The organism is Sphingomonas sp. HITSZ_GF (genome assembly GCF_029543155.1).
In the GTDB taxonomy this organism is placed as follows: Bacteria; Pseudomonadota; Alphaproteobacteria; order Sphingomonadales; family Sphingomonadaceae; genus Sphingomonas.
In genome coordinates, this window is sequence record NZ_JARQXA010000004.1 from 155,489 (window position 1) to 169,769 (window position 14,281).

The 14,281-nt window shown below is 70.8% G+C and carries 20 protein-coding genes; 4 read left to right on the forward strand and 16 right to left on the reverse strand.

The annotated features are described in order from the left end of the window. Window positions 1–77 precede the first annotated feature (77 nt). The 5 genes from P6144_RS12475 to P6144_RS12495 are packed head-to-tail and all read right to left on the reverse strand — an operon-like array spanning window position 78 to window position 6,143. A complete protein-coding gene (locus P6144_RS12475; RefSeq protein WP_277768092.1) occupies window positions 78–584 on the reverse strand; it encodes a DUF2793 domain-containing protein in 507 nt (168 codons plus the stop codon). Then, window positions 581–2,734: a phage tail protein gene (locus P6144_RS12480; RefSeq protein ID WP_277768093.1), complete on the reverse strand. Its 2,154-nt coding sequence runs from the start codon at window positions 2,732–2,734 to the stop codon at window positions 581–583. Before P6144_RS12480 ends, P6144_RS12475 begins: the two co-directional genes overlap by 4 nt. Window positions 2,735–2,737: 3 nt before the next feature. Beyond that, window positions 2,738–3,121: a peptidoglycan endopeptidase gene (locus P6144_RS12485; protein WP_277768094.1), complete on the reverse strand. Its 384-nt coding sequence runs from the start codon at window positions 3,119–3,121 to the stop codon at window positions 2,738–2,740. Beyond that, window positions 3,118–3,921 carry a DUF2163 domain-containing protein gene (locus P6144_RS12490; protein ID WP_277768095.1) on the reverse strand — a complete coding sequence of 268 codons (804 nt, stop codon included), beginning with the start codon at window positions 3,919–3,921 and terminating at the stop codon, window positions 3,118–3,120. The genes P6144_RS12485 and P6144_RS12490 overlap by 4 nt, the downstream gene beginning before the upstream one ends. Beyond that, window positions 3,918–6,143, reverse strand: a complete 2,226-nt coding sequence (locus tag P6144_RS12495; RefSeq protein ID WP_277768096.1) for a DUF2460 domain-containing protein — start codon at window positions 6,141–6,143, stop codon at window positions 3,918–3,920. The genes P6144_RS12490 and P6144_RS12495 overlap by 4 nt, the downstream gene beginning before the upstream one ends. 121 nt (window positions 6,144–6,264) lie before the next feature. Between P6144_RS12495 and P6144_RS12500 the strand changes: the two genes are divergently transcribed. Together P6144_RS12500 and P6144_RS12505 are read left to right on the forward strand one after the other, a co-directional pair. Then, a complete protein-coding gene (locus P6144_RS12500) occupies window positions 6,265–6,621 on the forward strand; it encodes a hypothetical protein (protein WP_277768097.1) in 357 nt (118 codons plus the stop codon). A gap of 67 nt (window positions 6,622–6,688) precedes the next feature. Then, on the forward strand, window positions 6,689–7,174 hold the full coding sequence (locus P6144_RS12505; protein WP_277768098.1) for a hypothetical protein: 486 nt from the start codon (window positions 6,689–6,691) through the stop codon (window positions 7,172–7,174). A gap of 18 nt (window positions 7,175–7,192) precedes the next feature. Here P6144_RS12505 and P6144_RS12510 read toward each other — a convergent pair whose 3' ends face one another. Genes P6144_RS12510 through P6144_RS12545 form a run of 8 tightly spaced genes read right to left on the reverse strand, consistent with a single transcriptional unit; the run spans window position 7,193 to window position 10,828 of the window. Next, window positions 7,193–7,759: a tail tape measure protein gene (locus tag P6144_RS12510; RefSeq protein WP_277768099.1), complete on the reverse strand. Its 567-nt coding sequence runs from the start codon at window positions 7,757–7,759 to the stop codon at window positions 7,193–7,195. Next, window positions 7,752–7,967, reverse strand: a complete 216-nt coding sequence (locus P6144_RS12515) for a phage tail assembly chaperone (protein WP_277768100.1) — start codon at window positions 7,965–7,967, stop codon at window positions 7,752–7,754. Before P6144_RS12515 ends, P6144_RS12510 begins: the two co-directional genes overlap by 8 nt. Continuing rightward, entirely contained in the window at window positions 7,964–8,275 is a 312-nt protein-coding gene (locus P6144_RS12520; protein WP_277768101.1) for a GTA-gp10 family protein, read from the reverse strand. The genes P6144_RS12515 and P6144_RS12520 overlap by 4 nt, the downstream gene beginning before the upstream one ends. Further along, entirely contained in the window at window positions 8,272–8,679 is a 408-nt protein-coding gene (locus P6144_RS12525) for a phage major tail protein, TP901-1 family (protein WP_277768102.1), read from the reverse strand. The genes P6144_RS12520 and P6144_RS12525 overlap by 4 nt, the downstream gene beginning before the upstream one ends. Window positions 8,680–8,691: 12 nt before the next feature. Next, entirely contained in the window at window positions 8,692–9,081 is a 390-nt protein-coding gene (locus P6144_RS12530) for a DUF3168 domain-containing protein (RefSeq protein WP_277768103.1), read from the reverse strand. Further along, window positions 9,078–9,239, reverse strand: coding sequence for a hypothetical protein (locus P6144_RS12535; protein WP_277768104.1), 162 nt, complete (start codon window positions 9,237–9,239; stop codon window positions 9,078–9,080). Before P6144_RS12535 ends, P6144_RS12530 begins: the two co-directional genes overlap by 4 nt. After that, entirely contained in the window at window positions 9,236–9,718 is a 483-nt protein-coding gene (locus P6144_RS12540; protein ID WP_277768105.1) for a phage head-tail connector protein, read from the reverse strand. The genes P6144_RS12535 and P6144_RS12540 overlap by 4 nt, the downstream gene beginning before the upstream one ends. A 57-nt stretch (window positions 9,719–9,775) precedes the next feature. After that, window positions 9,776–10,828 carry a phage major capsid protein gene (locus tag P6144_RS12545; RefSeq protein WP_277768106.1) on the reverse strand — a complete coding sequence of 351 codons (1,053 nt, stop codon included), beginning with the start codon at window positions 10,826–10,828 and terminating at the stop codon, window positions 9,776–9,778. 97 nt (window positions 10,829–10,925) lie between these two features. Between P6144_RS12545 and lgt the strand changes: the two genes are divergently transcribed. Further along, window positions 10,926–11,786, forward strand: a complete 861-nt coding sequence (gene lgt, locus P6144_RS12550) for a prolipoprotein diacylglyceryl transferase (protein WP_277768107.1) — start codon at window positions 10,926–10,928, stop codon at window positions 11,784–11,786. On the opposite strand, the gene P6144_RS12555 is transcribed toward lgt, so the two are convergent. Both P6144_RS12555 and P6144_RS12560 read right to left on the reverse strand, forming a co-directional pair. Beyond that, window positions 11,701–12,099 carry an HK97 family phage prohead protease gene (locus P6144_RS12555; RefSeq protein WP_277768108.1) on the reverse strand — a complete coding sequence of 133 codons (399 nt, stop codon included), beginning with the start codon at window positions 12,097–12,099 and terminating at the stop codon, window positions 11,701–11,703. The genes lgt and P6144_RS12555 overlap by 86 nt on opposite strands. Beyond that, complete coding sequence (locus tag P6144_RS12560) at window positions 12,096–12,401, reverse strand: DUF6127 family protein (protein ID WP_277768109.1); 306 nt, start codon at window positions 12,399–12,401, stop codon at window positions 12,096–12,098. The genes P6144_RS12555 and P6144_RS12560 overlap by 4 nt, the downstream gene beginning before the upstream one ends. Before the next feature lie 91 nt (window positions 12,402–12,492). Between P6144_RS12560 and P6144_RS12565 the strand changes: the two genes are divergently transcribed. Beyond that, window positions 12,493–13,104 (forward strand): peptidoglycan-binding protein, encoded by a 612-nt coding sequence (locus tag P6144_RS12565; RefSeq protein ID WP_277768110.1) that lies wholly within the window; start codon window positions 12,493–12,495, stop codon window positions 13,102–13,104. Here the strand turns inward: P6144_RS12565 and P6144_RS12570 are convergent. Beyond that, a complete protein-coding gene (locus tag P6144_RS12570) occupies window positions 13,101–14,216 on the reverse strand; it encodes a phage portal protein (RefSeq protein WP_277768111.1) in 1,116 nt (371 codons plus the stop codon). The genes P6144_RS12565 and P6144_RS12570 overlap by 4 nt on opposite strands. Between the last annotated feature and the right edge of the window lie 65 nt (window positions 14,217–14,281).

Genomic DNA, 14,281 nt, shown 5'->3' on the forward strand with positions numbered 1-14,281 from the left:
TACGGACAGCGAAAAACTCAGTACCGAAACGAAAGTTTCGACGCAAGCGCACAAATCCGGGCACTGTTGCATGAACGTCACAGTCCGTCGGGTTCGATCAGACCGTGCACGCGCAAGGCAACGAGCACCGCAGAAACTGCGGCCCGCGCTTCCGCATCAACCACCGTCCCGCCAACTGGTTCCGCGATTCCGTCAGCGCGCGAACCGACAATCTGCACCCCCTCCACGAAAAGTCGACCATAGGCTTCGCTGCACTGCCAGATTCCGCTGCGGAACAGCGCAAAACCGGCGGTTTCGCCCAGCCAGAGCTGCATGCCCTCGCGCGGCGTGACGAAGCGCCAGCCATTCTCGCTCCAGCCGGCGATTTCGCCGGCATGGCCGGTCCAGTCGCCCTCCGGCGCATCGCCGATGATCCAGCATTGGCCGGGGTGCGGCTCGGTCGGCGGCGCGTCCGTTCCAAACCCTTCCGCCGCCGCCTGGGTCATCATGTCGAGCCGGAGAAGTGCTTCGTTGTGGTACATTTCCTTCTGCGCCTGCCCGGCGGCGAGCAGCGGCAGGGCGAGTCGGTCGGTGGCGTCGGTCATGGGGTCTCTCCCGAAATCGGCAGGGTAAGGGTCGCAGCGCGCGAGAGCCCGGCGGTACCGATCTGGCGCAGTTCTACCCCGAGTGATTGGGCGCACAGTGCGGCGCTTAGAGTCACCTCGGGTGCGAGCAGGTCCACGCTCCAGGCTGGTCCGGTCTCGGGAGTCACGGAGAGTCGGTAGCGCTCGCCGCCGGGTTCCGGCGTTACGTCGCCGCCGTCCTGCCAGCGCCAGTCGCTGCGGCTTCGACGCGTCCAGCGCAATTGCACGCTGCCATCGGCAAGCCGGTGCGCAGCGAAATGCACGGGCGCGAGCGGCAGCAGCGAGATACCGTCCAGCCCGGCCTCGGCTGCCGCCGGCTCGCCCGCATCTCCCGCGCCTTCGGCGAGCACGCTGGCCTGGCCTCCCAGCGCCGAGGAAGGCAGGTCGACGAGTGCGAGCGTATCGGTATCGAGCATCACGAAGCGATCGCCGGGGGCCTGTGTGCCGATCGCATGCTCGGTGCCGCGCCGGCCCCGCCAGAGCCCGGAAAGCCGCCAATGTCCGGCGCCCAGCGATTGTGCGTGTGCGAACTGGATCAGCTCGTCGCCCAGCATCGCCAGGTTCGCGCCGCGATCGAGCGCCGATACGTCCGCGTCGTCGAGCTGCATGCCGTCATGGCCGAGCACCACATCCACGCTGTTGCGCCGGTCCTCGACCCGGGCCAGCGCCGGTCCGGGCGGCACGATCACCGTGCCGAGCACCGCGATGCCGCGCGTGCCGCCGATCGCCTGCCATTCGCTGCCGCCATCGGTGCTGAGCAGCAGCGCCGCGCGCCGCCATCCGGCCGCGCTGCCACCAGCCGCCACCGCCAGGCGGGGAACCGCCAAGGCGGCATCGTCGATCGGCGGCAGCTCGAAGGCATGGACCAGCGTCCGGCCGATCGCCGTATCGGGCGCGGCCAGCACCCGGCCGCTGCTCGCGCCGATCGCTGCCGTCTCGGGTGCCAGCGCCACGCAGTCGAGCGTCACCGCCATCGCCTCGAACTTCCAGCCGTCGACGCGCCACAGCCCGGGGGTCCCCGCGATGCGCACGCGCGCGCCGGGCGGTACCGCAAGTGCTTCCCAGCCCAGGCGCACGCTGCGCCGTTCGCGTTCGGTGTCGGCGCGCAGCAGCGCGGCCTCGGCCAGCGTCCGTGCGGTGCCCGCGTCGATCGCTGCGGGCAGCTCGATCCGCGTCTCGCGCAGGCCGGTGCCGGCGCGGCCGGCGCGCTGCACCCCGATCTGATAGTCGCGCGCGGGGTCGTAATGGCTGAGCGTCAGCGTGCGCGGCGCGCTCGTCGCGGCGGCGAGGCTGCGGTTGCCGCGCCCGCCGCCGCCTGCCCCGGCATCTTCGACCATTACTGCATCGCCGGTGCCGCAGTGCAGCGCCGACCCCTCGCCGAACCACCCGCCGGCGGCGCTCGCCAGCGCCTCGGCGACCGTCGCCAGGCTCGATCCCTGTGCCGCGAAGCCGGCCAGCGCCACGCTCGGGTCGCTCGCCGCCACTGCGCCGAGCGCCGTCGCGATCTCGCCCGCCGCCACCGGCCCGGCATCGGCCTGGACCTCGAAGGTGAGCGACGGGATACGGTTGCCCCAGGGACCCAGCTCGAGATCCTCGAACACCGCATAGGCGATGCCGCGATGCGCCGGCGCCAGGCCCGCCCCCTCGGCCGCGACGATCAGCGGATCCGCCGCCTGGTCCTCGCTGCCCAGATACAGGCGGAAGCCGGTGCGCGCCTTGAAGTCGCCTGCGGCGCCGCGCAGCAGCTGGCCGTCGGCCCAGATCCGCCCGACGCCCAGGATCGGCCGCGCCGAAAGCGCCACCGCCAGGCTCGCCGTGTAGCTGTAGGTCGTGGTGCTGGCCTGGCCCTTGCCGTTCGATTCGCGGTTGCGGTGCTCGATCAGGTCGGTCGCCCAGATCACCGATCCCGCGATGCGCATCGTCCCGAACAGCTTGGGGATCTGGGTGCCATAGGAAGAAGTCTGCACCTTGAGGTCGCTCAGCCGCAGCCCTTCGCGTCCCTTGGGCCGGAAGATCGCGTGATCGACCGCATTGCCCAGCGTCGCGCCGATCGCCGCGCCCATCGGTCCACCGACCAGCCCGCCGGCCACGGTGAGCACCATGGTCGCCATCGTTCACTTCTCCTGTTGTCGCCAGCGCCCGATCACCGGCCAGGGCAGCGGGTCGGGCCGCTCGACTACCCGGCGCAGCACCGCGTCGGCATGGATCAGCCCGGTGCCGCTATCGATGCCGAGATGCAGCTGCCCCGGCCCGCTCGCGAGCAGGACCAGGTCTCCCGGCGCCCGGCCTTCTGCCTCGATCAGTCCGATCGCGGCCACTGCCGCGCGCACCCGCGCCGCGTCGCCGCTGCGCATCGCATAGCCGCCGGGTACCGCCACCCCGTGCGCCCATCCGGCAAGCCCGACGCAGTCGAGCCCCTGCTCCGGCCTCCGCCCCCGCGCCCGGAAGCGCGCGCCGAGCGCCGCCCGTGCCCGGGCGACCACCGCCGCCCCGCTCATCCGCCCGGATAGCGCGTCAGCAGGTCGATCCCTGGCAGATAGGGCTCGCCGCGAAAGTTCAGCGCATTGCCGAACCGCCCCGCGCAGGTCGCCAGCGTCTTGTCGCACCCTTCGATCAGCAGGACCTGGCCGGGCGCATCGAAGCGTGGCGGCCGGCGCAAGGTCAGCGTCATGCCTTCGGAGTGGAGGATCGTGTCCTCAAGCCCCGAATTGGCGCCGCCGATCCAGCGCAGCCGTCCCTGCGCATAGCCATTGGCGAAGGGCTCCGCTGCATCGAGCGTCAGCACGCAGTCGGCGATCGCCGTCACCGTCGCGAAGCGCCGCCGTCCCGCCATCGCCACGCGGCAGCGCCTGTCGCCCAGCTCGGCCCGGCATTCGGCCGAGGTCTCCTCCACCACTGCCCGCTCGAGCGCCGCCATCGCGCCGCGCAGCTCGGCGGTCAGCATGCCGTCCCGCGTCTCGACCGCACCGATCGTCCCTTCGCCGAGCGCGACCTGGCGCGCCGGGTCGGTCCAGTCGCAGGCAAACAACGCCACCCGCGCGCCGTCCCAGCGCCCAGCGAGCAGGTCCGCTTCGCTTATGGCGTCGCTGGTCAGCGCCCCCGTCACGTCCATGCTCGCCGGATCGATCCCGGCGCCCCGCATGATTGCGCTCGGCGTCATGCCCGGCGCGGCGCGATGCGCCAGCCCATCCCACAATAGGTCGCGGTCATGCGCGGTCAGCCCGATCGTCACCCCGTCGCGCCGCTCGATCCGCCAGCACAGCGCCAGCGTGGTGAGGTTCTCGTCCAGCCAGCTCATTCGCGGATCTCGATCAGCGGCACCGAGGCCGCGGCCCCGGCCAGGAAGGTCGCGCGGCTCACGCTCAGCCGGTCCTCGGCGAAGCGCACCGGCACGTCGAACACGAAGCTTGCGCACACCGCTGCGCCCGCCGCCGGCGCCAGGCCCAGCGTCACCACCCCGCCTTCATCCAGCGCGAAGTCCTCGGTCTCCATCCCGTCGATCGTCACCTGCAGCGTCGCCGCCACCGGCCGGGTGATCCGCCGCGCCACCGATCCATAATGTCGCACCAGCTGGAAGCCGGCAGTGCTGCCGTCGCCCGTGCCGATCGGTTCGTCGACCGCTGCGCAATCAAACGGGTCGCGCAGCCGGAAGCCGCGGGCCGGCCCCATCCGCGCCCGAAAAAAGGCGAGCAGCTCGGCAATGTCGGCTTCGGAGCGCACGCCCGGCCCGACATCATAATAGGTCCGCGCCTCCGCCCATTCGGCATTGCGCTTCTCCTGCCCGCCGGCGCTGGTCACGATCGAGGTCGAGACCTCGGGCGCCACTTCCGCCTCGCGCCCCAGCGCCAGCGGGAACAATATGTCGTCGAACGCATCCATGTTTTGCTCCCCTGCATCGCGCGGAATGTCGAAATGGACGAAGCCGTCGCGCAGCAGTTGCGGCAGCGCCCAGACAAAGGTCTCTGCCACGCCCCGGCGCCGCCCCCGCTCGGCCGCCGCGGCGATGTTCGCCCATTGCCCGCGATCCTCGGGCCGCAGCACGAAGCCGGCGAGATAATGCTGTTCGCTGGCCGGATAGCCGAGCCGCGCCTCGATCGCTGCGATCCCGCGGGCGCTCGCCGGGGCGTTGCCGGCGGCCGCCCAGTCATAATCCTCGAGCTGCAGCATATCGAAGGCCGGCGCCGCCCAGCCGGTCGGCACGTTCGCCGCCGGGCTGGCCAGTGCGGTCGGCGCATAGACGAGTAGAAGGATCTCCGCGTCCGCCGCCACCGTGCGCACCGTATCGCGCAGCGCCAGCGTCGATGCTGCGAGCAGCGCGCCCGCCGCCGCCGGCACGTCGCTTGCCCCCGCCAGCGCCGCCGCGGCCGCCGCGTCATGGATGCACAGGCTGCCGTCGCCCAGCGTCCACCACCAGGGCTCGCCGATCTGGAAGCGCACCGCCAGTCCCGCATCGCGCGCGATGCCGGCGAACTCGCGCGCCACTGCCTGCAGATAGGCCATCGCCCCGCCATGGGCCGGCGAGAGCAACGTCGAAGGCGGATCCCATCCGGTCAGCGCCGGCGCGCCGTCGGCCGCCCGCTGCTTCCAGTCGCCCCAGCAATGCTGGTCGAGCAGCTCATAGGAAAGCGACAGGATCAGCTCATAGCCCAGCGCCTTTGCTCGGCTGGCGAAATCGCTATGCCAGGCCCGGCACGCCACGTTCAGCGCCGTCGCACCCAGGCTCGCATAATGGCCACCCGAATTGGCCTCGAGCCGGAAATAATGGCTCATCCCAACATAATGGAGGATTGGCCCGCGCCAGCCGAGCTGGAGCATATTGCGCAGCACCCGCTCGGGGGTCAGGTGATAGGTGTCGTCATAGCCATTGGCGATGCGCAGTCCGTGCTCGGGCACGATCGCGTCGCCGATCGCCAGCACCGATCCCGGCCCCGTGCAGGCGATGCCGCTCAGCTCGATCCAGCCTTCGGCCGGCGCGGCGAGATCGGCATCCGCGCCGCTATGGCCCGGCGCCACCAGCGAGACGAACATCCGGTCGACGTCCCCGGCCCAGACCGGATCGGCCTCCTCGGGCAACAGGAACCCGCCCTGCACCGTGGCGAAGTCGATCGAGACCTGGGCATCCTCGGCGCTCCCCTCGGCATAATTCCACAGACGCACATACCAGGCACGCGGGTTGCCCGCGGCGTCGCGTCCTTCAATCGTCAGCACCGGGCCGTTCACCGCGTCGAGCGGCCGCACCCCGGCCGAGCGCCAGCGAAAGGCCAGCCAGCAGCCGCGAAAGTCGCGGTCGGTCGCATAGCGCAGCAGCGGGTGATCGTGCCGGTCCTCGGCTTCCCAGATCAGCCCGGCCAGGTCGTCCTGGCGATAGAAGACCGCATCCACACGCAGCGCGTCAGGCGCGGTGGTCACCACCGAAGCCATCATCGGCCGCGGGAAATTGACCGTCCAATAGGCGGGATCGAAGCGCGAGAGCACGCCCTCAACTTGCCCGCGGCGCGCGTCGGCGAGCCACCAGCCCATGGTTCATCCTTTCCAAAATCGTTGCGCCGCGCGCGGGTGGCGCGCGATCGGTGCAACACATGCTTGCAACGGCCGCCGCCATTGCGTGACACTCGCCTCGTCCCCGGGGGAGGAAGCAAGCATGCGGCTTCGAGTCACGGCCCTTTCAACGCTTCTCGCGCTGGCAACCGGTGGTTGCACGGCCACCCCTGCCCCCGAGACACCCGGCGAGTTGCTCGTCGAGGGCCGGCTCGAGAATCTCGGCTATGCGCCCCTGGACGATCCCGATGATCTGCTCGGCCACGGCGTGATCACAGCCAGGCTGCACATCTCTCGGGTCGTGCGCGGGCATGTCCGCGGGTCGGTGATCACCGTCCGCTATGTTGCGCATACCTATCTGCAAGGCCGGGCGCGCGCCGTGTACCGGCTGCGCCGGGACGAGAGCGGCGCCTATTTACTTTGCGGGCCGCGCGGCGGGACCGGCTATGTTTGCTCGTGACAGTGCAAGCCTCTGGGTTCCGTGGCGCCGGACTGGACCGGTGTGCGCCCTCTGATAGGTTTTGGCGATGGATTTCCGTGCCCTGTTTCGCGCCCCGCCCGATACGCCCGCGCGCTACGTCGCAGCCTCACCTTTGTTTCCGTTCGCCGCCGGGCACTTCCCCCTCGCCGAGGGCAGCTTCCGCAACCGTACGGGCGACAACGTCCTCGGCTTCCGCATCGATGCCGGGCGGTACACCATGTCGGGCGGCGCGCCGGAGACGGTCACGTTGATCCCCGTCGCCGGCCATGCCGACGGCTTTGTCTTCCAGCAGTCGGAAGGCACCGGGGCGACCTTCTACGGCGCGCTGCGATTGCTGCGGCGGGAAACCGGCTTCGCACTGTTCTCGCCCGAGGGGAGGCCCCTCGATGCGGTCCGTGCGGCGCGGCGCCATCATGCCGTTCTCGGCCCGTTGGGTTGTGCTTTTGCGGCACCGGCCGATCTTCTCTCGGCACTGGTGCCCCTCGCATTCGGCGCGCCCGAGCACGTCTGGCATGTCTATCACCCTCTGTGATTGCCGTCCGGCCGGCGGCTAGTCTGTGGCGACCAGCGCCGCCTTCACCGCCCGCGCCACTTGCCGGCTCGATTGCGCCAGCGCCTGCGGTGCCGCGTCGGCGCGCGCGTTCACCGTGATCGCCACGCGCACCTCGCGCCCGCCGCCTGCACCCGGCGTCGCCATCACGCTGCCCGCGCTCGTCGGCACGAACAGCTCGGGCCCGCGTTCGCCCACCATATAGGGCCGCCCGGGGCTCACCGGCCCGCCGGTCGCGCGGCCGGGCGCGCCGAACAGGCTGCCGACCAGCCCGAGCAGCAGCCCGCTCAGCCCCTGGCTGCCGCCGCCCAGTGCGCTCGTCGCGTTGTGCAGCGCCGATCGCGCGATCTCGTCCATCACCCCCAGCGCCACGCGCTGCAGGTCGTCGAACCCGAACTTGCCGGTGCGCACCGCGCGCAGCAGCGCATTCTCGATCGATCGCCCGGCGCGCATCGCGCCGGCCTCCAGCGGGCCTTCCAGCCCGGCGCGCATCTCCTCCACGTCGCGGGCAAAGGCACGCGTGTCTGCGCGTACGCTCACCACCAGCCGCTCGATCTCTTCATCCATCGGGAAATTGCTCCTTCAGCCGCGCCAGCGTGTCCGTATCGGGCGGCAATTCGGCATCGCCGCGGATCGCATCGAGCAGCGCACCCAGCTCGGCCGGGGTCGCTGCCCAGAAATCGCCGGGCTTCCATCCGAACATCGCACCTGCCGCACCCGCCAGCCGGCGGGTGTTGCCTGCGAAGGTGCCGCCCTGAGCCTGTGGAGGGCTCATCGCCCCGCCAGGATCTGGCCGATAAGCACGCGCAGGGCCGGGGTCAGCGCCTTGAGGCCCGCCGATACCAGCGCCTCGCTAAACGCCACCCGGTCGATCGCCGGCGGGTCCTTCAGGCAATGCCAGAACAGCCCGGCGATCTCGGCAATGCCCAGCCTGCCCGATGCGGCGCGCTCGACCAGCTCGAACAGCGGCCCCAGTTCGCCTTCGGCGGCCACCAGCGCCTGGAAGCTCGGTCGCAGCACATGCGTGATGCCCTCCAGCACCAGCGCGGCCTCACCGCGCTCGGGGTTGGCCGCGCCGGTCATGCCGACACCACCGGGCCGGAGCTTTCCAGGCTCAACGTGTAGCTGCGCTCGCCGTTGAAATCGCCGGCATAGTCGAGCCGGGTAACCAGGAAGCGCCCGGTCACCGTCTCGCCGCTCTCGAAGCTCAGCCGATAATCGTCGAGCACGCCCGAAAGCGCATTGGCCTTCACGCGTGCCTCCGCCGCCGATCCGGTGAACACGCCGGCGCCCGATACGCTCACCGATCGCACGCCGGCGCCCGACAGCAGCTCGCGCCAGCCACCCGAATCCTTGCTGGTGATCGCCACCATCTCGCCGTTCACGCTCATCTGCGTGGTGCGCAGGCCCGCGACGGTGGCGTACACCACCGGCGCCGCGCCGTTCCCCACCTTGAGCAGGAACGCGCTGCCCTTCTCTGCCGCCATATTCTTCTCCTGTCACAGCTCGCTGCGGAGCATCCGCACGCGAAATTCGCTCACCGATTGCCAGCGCCCGTCGCCTTCGCGGCTGATCCGCGAGCGCAGCAGCACCAGGCTCGCCACCGCCCAGCCCTGGCCCAGCCCGCGCGGCATCGCCTCGATCGCCGCTTCCGCCGCGCCCGCCAGCGCGCGCAGCCGCACCGGCCGCTCGCCCGCATCGAACAGGGTGACGGCGAAGCGGCCCTCGCGCCCGGCCATGTCCTTGGTGCCCCAGTCGGTCAGCCAGGCTTCCTCGACCAGCGCATAGGGGCGCGCGGCGCGCACCGGCGGTGCGTCGAACATCCGCGTCACTTCGATCCCGGCCAGCGCCTCGACCAGCGCCGCCTGCAGCACTTCCTGCACGCTCATTTGAGCAGTCCTCCGATCCAGCGCAGCCGTTCGCGCACGCCGCGGCCTTCGATCGCGACGCCGTCGGGCCGTTGTTCGATCCGCGCGTCGGGCACGGCGTCCCCCACTGCCTGCGCCACGCGCGCGATCGCGCGCCGCACCGCCGCCTCGGTCCTCATGCCGCCAGCCGCACGCGGCGCCACGGCCGCCACAGCGCGCTCACCGCGGCGGGTGGCGCCATGTCCTTCTCGCGATGGTCGAACAGGTGCGCGGTCAGCAGCACCACGCCGGTGGCGATGGGCGGCGGCAGGTCGCCCCAACCTGCCGCCGTCCCTGCGCGGTAGCCGACGGTCGCCCGCCCGCGCGCGCGCACCCAGCCCAGGCCCTGGGCGTCGATGTCGATCGCAATGTCGATGCCGGCGTCGATCGCAGTCACCGGCGCCAGCGTCAGCGCGCGCCAATGCCCCTTGGACTCGACGCTCTCGGTGAAGTCGCGCGCGATCAGCGCGGTGCCGGTGAAGCGCTCGGCCAGCGCCAGCGCGCTCGCGGCCAGCCCTTCGATCAGCGCATCCTCGCTGTCGCCCGCGATGCGCAGATGCGCCTTGGCGGCCGCGCGCGCGGCTTCGATCACCGCGCCCGGAAAAGGCGGATATTCCATCTCGCTCTCCGTATGTGAAAGGATGGGGCCGCCCTCCCCGGCGCGGCCCCGGAGGGATCAGGCCGAGAATTTCAGCAGCTTGATCGCCTCCGAATTGCTCACCATCCCGCCGACGCGCTTGGTCGCGTAGAAATGGACGAACGGCTTGTTGCTATAGGGATCGCGCAGGATCTGCGTCTCGCCGCGCTCGGCGATCAGATAGCCGGCCTGGAAGTTGCCGAACGCGATCGACAGGCTGTTCGCGGCGATGTCGGGCATGTCCTCCGCCTCGACCACCGGGTATCCCAGCAGCGTCGCCGGCTGACCCGCCGCCAGCCCCGGCTGCCACAGCAGCGCGCCGTCGCTCGTCTTGAACTTGCGCACCTTCGCGAGCGTCGCCGAGTTCATCACCCAGCTCGCCCCCTGGCGGTACGGCGCGCGCAGCGCCTGGACCAGGTCGATCAGCTTCTCCTCGGGATTGGCCGCAAACGCTCCCGCCGCGCCGCTGACGATATATTGCAGCGTGCCGAAAGCCCGCGCGCTGTCGCCGGTTGCCGCATTGGGCGCCGACAGGAACCCCTTGGGCTTGTTCACCCCGTTGCCGCCCACGAACGCCGCGCCCTCGGCGGCGGCGAACTCGCGCGCAATCTCGTCGGCCAGCCAGGCCTCCACGTCGAAACCGGCATCGTCGAGCATCGCCTGGCTTGCCGCCGGATTGGCGTAGAGGTCGCCCATCGGCGGCGCGACTTCGTTGAACACCGGCGTATCGGTCTCGTCCCGGCTCGCCGTCTCCGCCGCCCAGCCGCTCTCGAAGCCGCCGCTCGCCACCAGCTTGCGATAGCCGCTCGACCCCACCGTCACCACGCTGGCGATCGATCGGATCGGCGACACGCTCTTCAGCGTCGCGTCGATCCGCGCATCGAGCTCGTCGGGCACCGCATAGCCGCCCGCCGCGTCGCTCGCGCCGCTCATTGCCTTGGCCTCGAGCCCGCCGCCCGAGCGCAGGAAGCTCTCGAACGCAGCGCCGGCGATCGGCCGCGCGCCTTCGAGCATCGGCCGCTCCACCGGCAGCCCGATCCGTTCCACCGCCTCGAAGCTCGCCTCGAGCGCATCCGCCTTCACTTCGATCATCCTCGTCTCCTGTCCACACCAAAAAAAAGACGAGCGCGGCATCCCGGCTCGTCGCATTTCCCTTTGCGTTTTCCGTTGCCCTGCGAAGCTCACCTGCGTGGATACGCATCTCGACTTCGCCGATCTCGGCCTCTCTCCGGTCGCGCTCGACCTCGGCTTCTTCACGCTCAAATGGTACGCGCTGAGCTATCTCGCCGCGTTCGTGACCGGCTGGCTGTATCTGCGCCGGCTGGTCCGCCTTCCCGGCGCGCCGATCGCCGAAGCGCATCTCGGCGACCTCTTCTCCTATGTCGGCTTCGGCGTGATCGTCGGCGGCCGGATCGGCTATTGCCTGGTCTATCAGCCGGCGATCTGGCTTACCCCTTGGCGCGTGCTCGAGCTGTGGAACGGCGGGATGTCGTTCCATGGTGGGCTGGCCGGCACGCTGATCGCGATCTGGCTGTTCGCTCGCGCGCACAATCTCGACCTGCTGCGCGTCTATGACTATGTCGCCTGCGCCACACCCTTCGGCCTGTTCCTCGTCCGCATCGCCAATTTCGTGAACGGCGAGCTCTGGGGCCGCCCCTCGAGCCTGCCCTGGGCGATGATCTTTCCCGGTGCCGGCGACGGCATTCCCCGCCATCCGAGTCCGCTCTACGAAGCCTTTCTCGAAGGCGTGCTCACCATGGCGGTGCTCGCCTGGATGTTCTGGCGAACCGACGCGCGCCTGCGCCGCGGCCGGCTCGTCGGTGCCGGCCTGCTGATCTACGGCGTCACGCGCTTTCTCCTGGAATTCACGCGCCAGCCCGATGCCGGGCTCGAGCATCTTTCCTGGGGCCTCACCATGGGCCAGACGCTGTGCCTGCCGATGGTCGCGGCCGGGCTCTGGCTGCTCATTTGTCCGCCAGCGCGTGCACCCGCGCCAGCGGCTGCATCGGGCTCGCAACCAGGCTCACCTCGACCAGGTCGAGCGCAGTGATCTCGCGCACGCTCCCACGCCGCGCTTCCTTCACCCGGTAGCCGAAGCTCAGCCCGGTCACCGCCCCGGCGCGCAGCCGTTCGGCCAGCCCCGGCGCCTCGACGCGCCCGATCACCCTGAGCCCGCGCGCATCCTCGCGGATCGCCTCGATCTCGCCCACCGGCGCGCCCATATGCTGCCAGAGCAACGGCACCTTGCCTGCGCCCGAAAACGCCCCGCGCCGCACCACGTCGCCACCGCGATCGACGGCGTCGAACACCGCGGCATAGCCCGCGAAGCGCACGCCGCCAGCGGCGGCCTTCGGGGGCCTCACTTGAGCCACCCCGGAAAGCCCAGCTTCACCGCCAGCCCGACGAGCAGCAGCGCCGCCGCCATTCGTCCGGCCCATTGGAACGCCGCCTTGAGCGCCGAGCGCTTGGCGTCGCGCCACGCCCCCAGCAGTTCGCGCAGTTCGGCCATGTCCTTGGCCGCCCCAGCATCGGCGAGCCCCAGCCGCTCCAGCGCCCGCTGCGCGCCCAGCGTCCCCGCTTCCTCGGCAACCGCGCGCAGCGTCACCAGCTTCGCGCCTTCCGTCTCGGCCTGGCCGATCAGCTGCGCCAGCATCTCCTCGCTCATCGTCTTCTCCGTTTCGGTTCGGTTGGCACGGGCCTCGGCGCGCGCTTTGGCGTAGGCTCGGGCCGATTCAGTCTCCGGGGGGAGCATTGCCATGGCCAAGTCGATCCATGTCTCGATGCCGGACTTCACGATCACCGTGTCGCAGGATGGTGCGCCCGTCAGGGAGATCACCCATTGCGGCTTCGGCCGGCAGGCGGGGCACAACAACCTGACGCCAACCCTGGCGGGCGGGCGCCTTTCCGCGCGTCGCGACGCCGATCACGTCAGCGGCAGCTATCCGCCGCCGCACGGGGGCGCACCGATGCCCTATTCGCTCTTCCTCGCGGAATTTCCCGCCGTCGCTTTCCACCAGGGCGACCCGCTGGCCGAATCGCATGGCTGCATCCACCTGGCCAGGGACGACGCCAAATGGCTGTTCGAATGGGCCGGCGACGATCCGGTCGCGGTCGATATCGTCGGTCCGCATCCGCTGCCCGGCGTGCGCCCGGCCGTCTATATGCTCGGCGCCCGCAACATGCGCGCCGCCACCCTCGCGCAGATCCGTGCCGCGCTCGCGGCGCTCGGCCTTCTTCCCGCCGCCGGTGAGCCTGTATTCGACGAAGCGCTCGATGCCGCGATCCGCGCCTATCAGGGCCAGCATGGCCTCGATCCCGACGGCAAGGTCGGCCCGGCGACGGCGGCGAGCCTTGGCGTGCAGCTCTAGGGCGCCGGGATCCCCACCATTTCGCGCTTCTCGTCGTCGGTCAGGAACATCGCCGCGTTGACTTGCGCCCAGAGCCGCTCGCGGTCCTCGGCCAGCGCGGTCACCGCATCCAGGTCCACCGCCAGGCTCGCCTCCGGGAACCAGCCCGCCAGCCCCTCGGCCAGCGCGCTCAATATCTTCTCGGCGAGCGGCAGGATCGCCAGCCGCCACAGCGCGCGATTGGCCTCGCGGTAATTGGCATAGGCAGCATCCCCCGGCAGCCCGAGCAGCATCGCCGGCACGCCGAAGGCCAGCGCGATCTCGCGCGCCGCCGCCGCCTTCAGCCCGACGAAATCCATGTCCGCCGGCGTCAGGCTCATCGCCTGCCATTTCAGCCCGCCCTCGAGCAGCATCGGCCGCCCGGCATTGGCCGCGCCGGCGAACCCCGTCTCCATCTCGGCCTTCAGCCGCGCGAACTGGTCGGGCGCCAGCACGCTGCCGTCGCCCGGATCATGCACCAGCGCGCCAGAGGGGCGGGCGGCATTGTCGAGCAGCGCCTTGTTCCAGCGCGCCGCGGCATTGTGGATCGCCACCGGCCCCGATGCCGCGCCCAGGCAGCCCAGCCCATAATGGTCGTCGATCGGCGAGAAGGCGCGGATGTGCACCAGCGCCGGCCGCCCCGCCGCATCCTCTGCCGCCAGCCGCGCGACATTCTCGCCCACCTTGTAGCGATACGCGACCGGCCAGCCCCGCGCATCGGGCTCGACGGTCACGCGCTCGGGGCGCAGCGCATAGAGCTCGCGCACCGCGCCGGCGTCGTCGATCAGGATCTGCACATAGCCGTTGCCGTGGAGCAGCAGGTGCGCCGCCAGCGTCTCGATCAGCGCCTGGCCGCCGCTGCGCGCGCCCACCAGCGCGAGCAGCTCCGGGGCGCTTGCCTTCAGCGCCGCGCTGCCCGCACCCTCGGCGACCAGCTTCACTGCGCGCTGCGCCACCGGATTGTGGCAATAGGCCTCGCGCAGCTGCGCCTCGTAGCTGCGCGGCCATTCGCCTGCCGTGCCCGCGAAGCTTCCCGCGCGCGACAAGGCCGGCCGCGCGCCTTCGCGCGCGGACTTCCGCCCGAACCATTTCATCTCGCTCTCCTGATTGCCGGACGTTCCTGGCCGTTCCCCGGCGAAAGCCGGGGCCCAGCGTGTCT

Excerpts from the sequence above, each read along its gene's own strand:
- P6144_RS12475 (WP_277768092.1), bottom strand. The coding sequence starts at position 584 with ATGACCGACGCCACCGACCGACTCGCCCTGCCGCTGCTCGCCGCCGGG.
- P6144_RS12480 (WP_277768093.1), bottom strand. The coding sequence starts at position 2,734 with ATGGCGACCATGGTGCTCACCGTGGCCGGCGGGCTGGTCGGTGGACCG.
- P6144_RS12485 (WP_277768094.1), bottom strand. The coding sequence starts at position 3,121 with ATGAGCGGGGCGGCGGTGGTCGCCCGGGCACGGGCGGCGCTCGGCGCG.
- P6144_RS12490 (WP_277768095.1), bottom strand. The coding sequence starts at position 3,921 with ATGAGCTGGCTGGACGAGAACCTCACCACGCTGGCGCTGTGCTGGCGG.
- P6144_RS12495 (WP_277768096.1), bottom strand. The coding sequence starts at position 6,143 with ATGGGCTGGTGGCTCGCCGACGCGCGCCGCGGGCAAGTTGAGGGCGTG.
- P6144_RS12500 (WP_277768097.1), top strand. The coding sequence starts at position 6,265 with ATGCGGCTTCGAGTCACGGCCCTTTCAACGCTTCTCGCGCTGGCAACC.
- P6144_RS12505 (WP_277768098.1), top strand. The coding sequence starts at position 6,689 with ATGGATTTCCGTGCCCTGTTTCGCGCCCCGCCCGATACGCCCGCGCGC.
- P6144_RS12510 (WP_277768099.1), bottom strand. The coding sequence starts at position 7,759 with ATGGATGAAGAGATCGAGCGGCTGGTGGTGAGCGTACGCGCAGACACG.
- P6144_RS12515 (WP_277768100.1), bottom strand. The coding sequence starts at position 7,967 with ATGAGCCCTCCACAGGCTCAGGGCGGCACCTTCGCAGGCAACACCCGC.
- P6144_RS12520 (WP_277768101.1), bottom strand. The coding sequence starts at position 8,275 with ATGACCGGCGCGGCCAACCCCGAGCGCGGTGAGGCCGCGCTGGTGCTG.
- P6144_RS12525 (WP_277768102.1), bottom strand. The coding sequence starts at position 8,679 with ATGGCGGCAGAGAAGGGCAGCGCGTTCCTGCTCAAGGTGGGGAACGGC.
- P6144_RS12530 (WP_277768103.1), bottom strand. The coding sequence starts at position 9,081 with ATGAGCGTGCAGGAAGTGCTGCAGGCGGCGCTGGTCGAGGCGCTGGCC.
- P6144_RS12535 (WP_277768104.1), bottom strand. The coding sequence starts at position 9,239 with ATGAGGACCGAGGCGGCGGTGCGGCGCGCGATCGCGCGCGTGGCGCAG.
- P6144_RS12540 (WP_277768105.1), bottom strand. The coding sequence starts at position 9,718 with ATGGAATATCCGCCTTTTCCGGGCGCGGTGATCGAAGCCGCGCGCGCG.
- P6144_RS12545 (WP_277768106.1), bottom strand. The coding sequence starts at position 10,828 with ATGATCGAAGTGAAGGCGGATGCGCTCGAGGCGAGCTTCGAGGCGGTG.
- P6144_RS12560 (WP_277768109.1), bottom strand. The coding sequence starts at position 12,401 with ATGAGCGAGGAGATGCTGGCGCAGCTGATCGGCCAGGCCGAGACGGAA.
- P6144_RS12565 (WP_277768110.1), top strand. The coding sequence starts at position 12,493 with ATGGCCAAGTCGATCCATGTCTCGATGCCGGACTTCACGATCACCGTG.
- P6144_RS12570 (WP_277768111.1), bottom strand. The coding sequence starts at position 14,216 with ATGAAATGGTTCGGGCGGAAGTCCGCGCGCGAAGGCGCGCGGCCGGCC.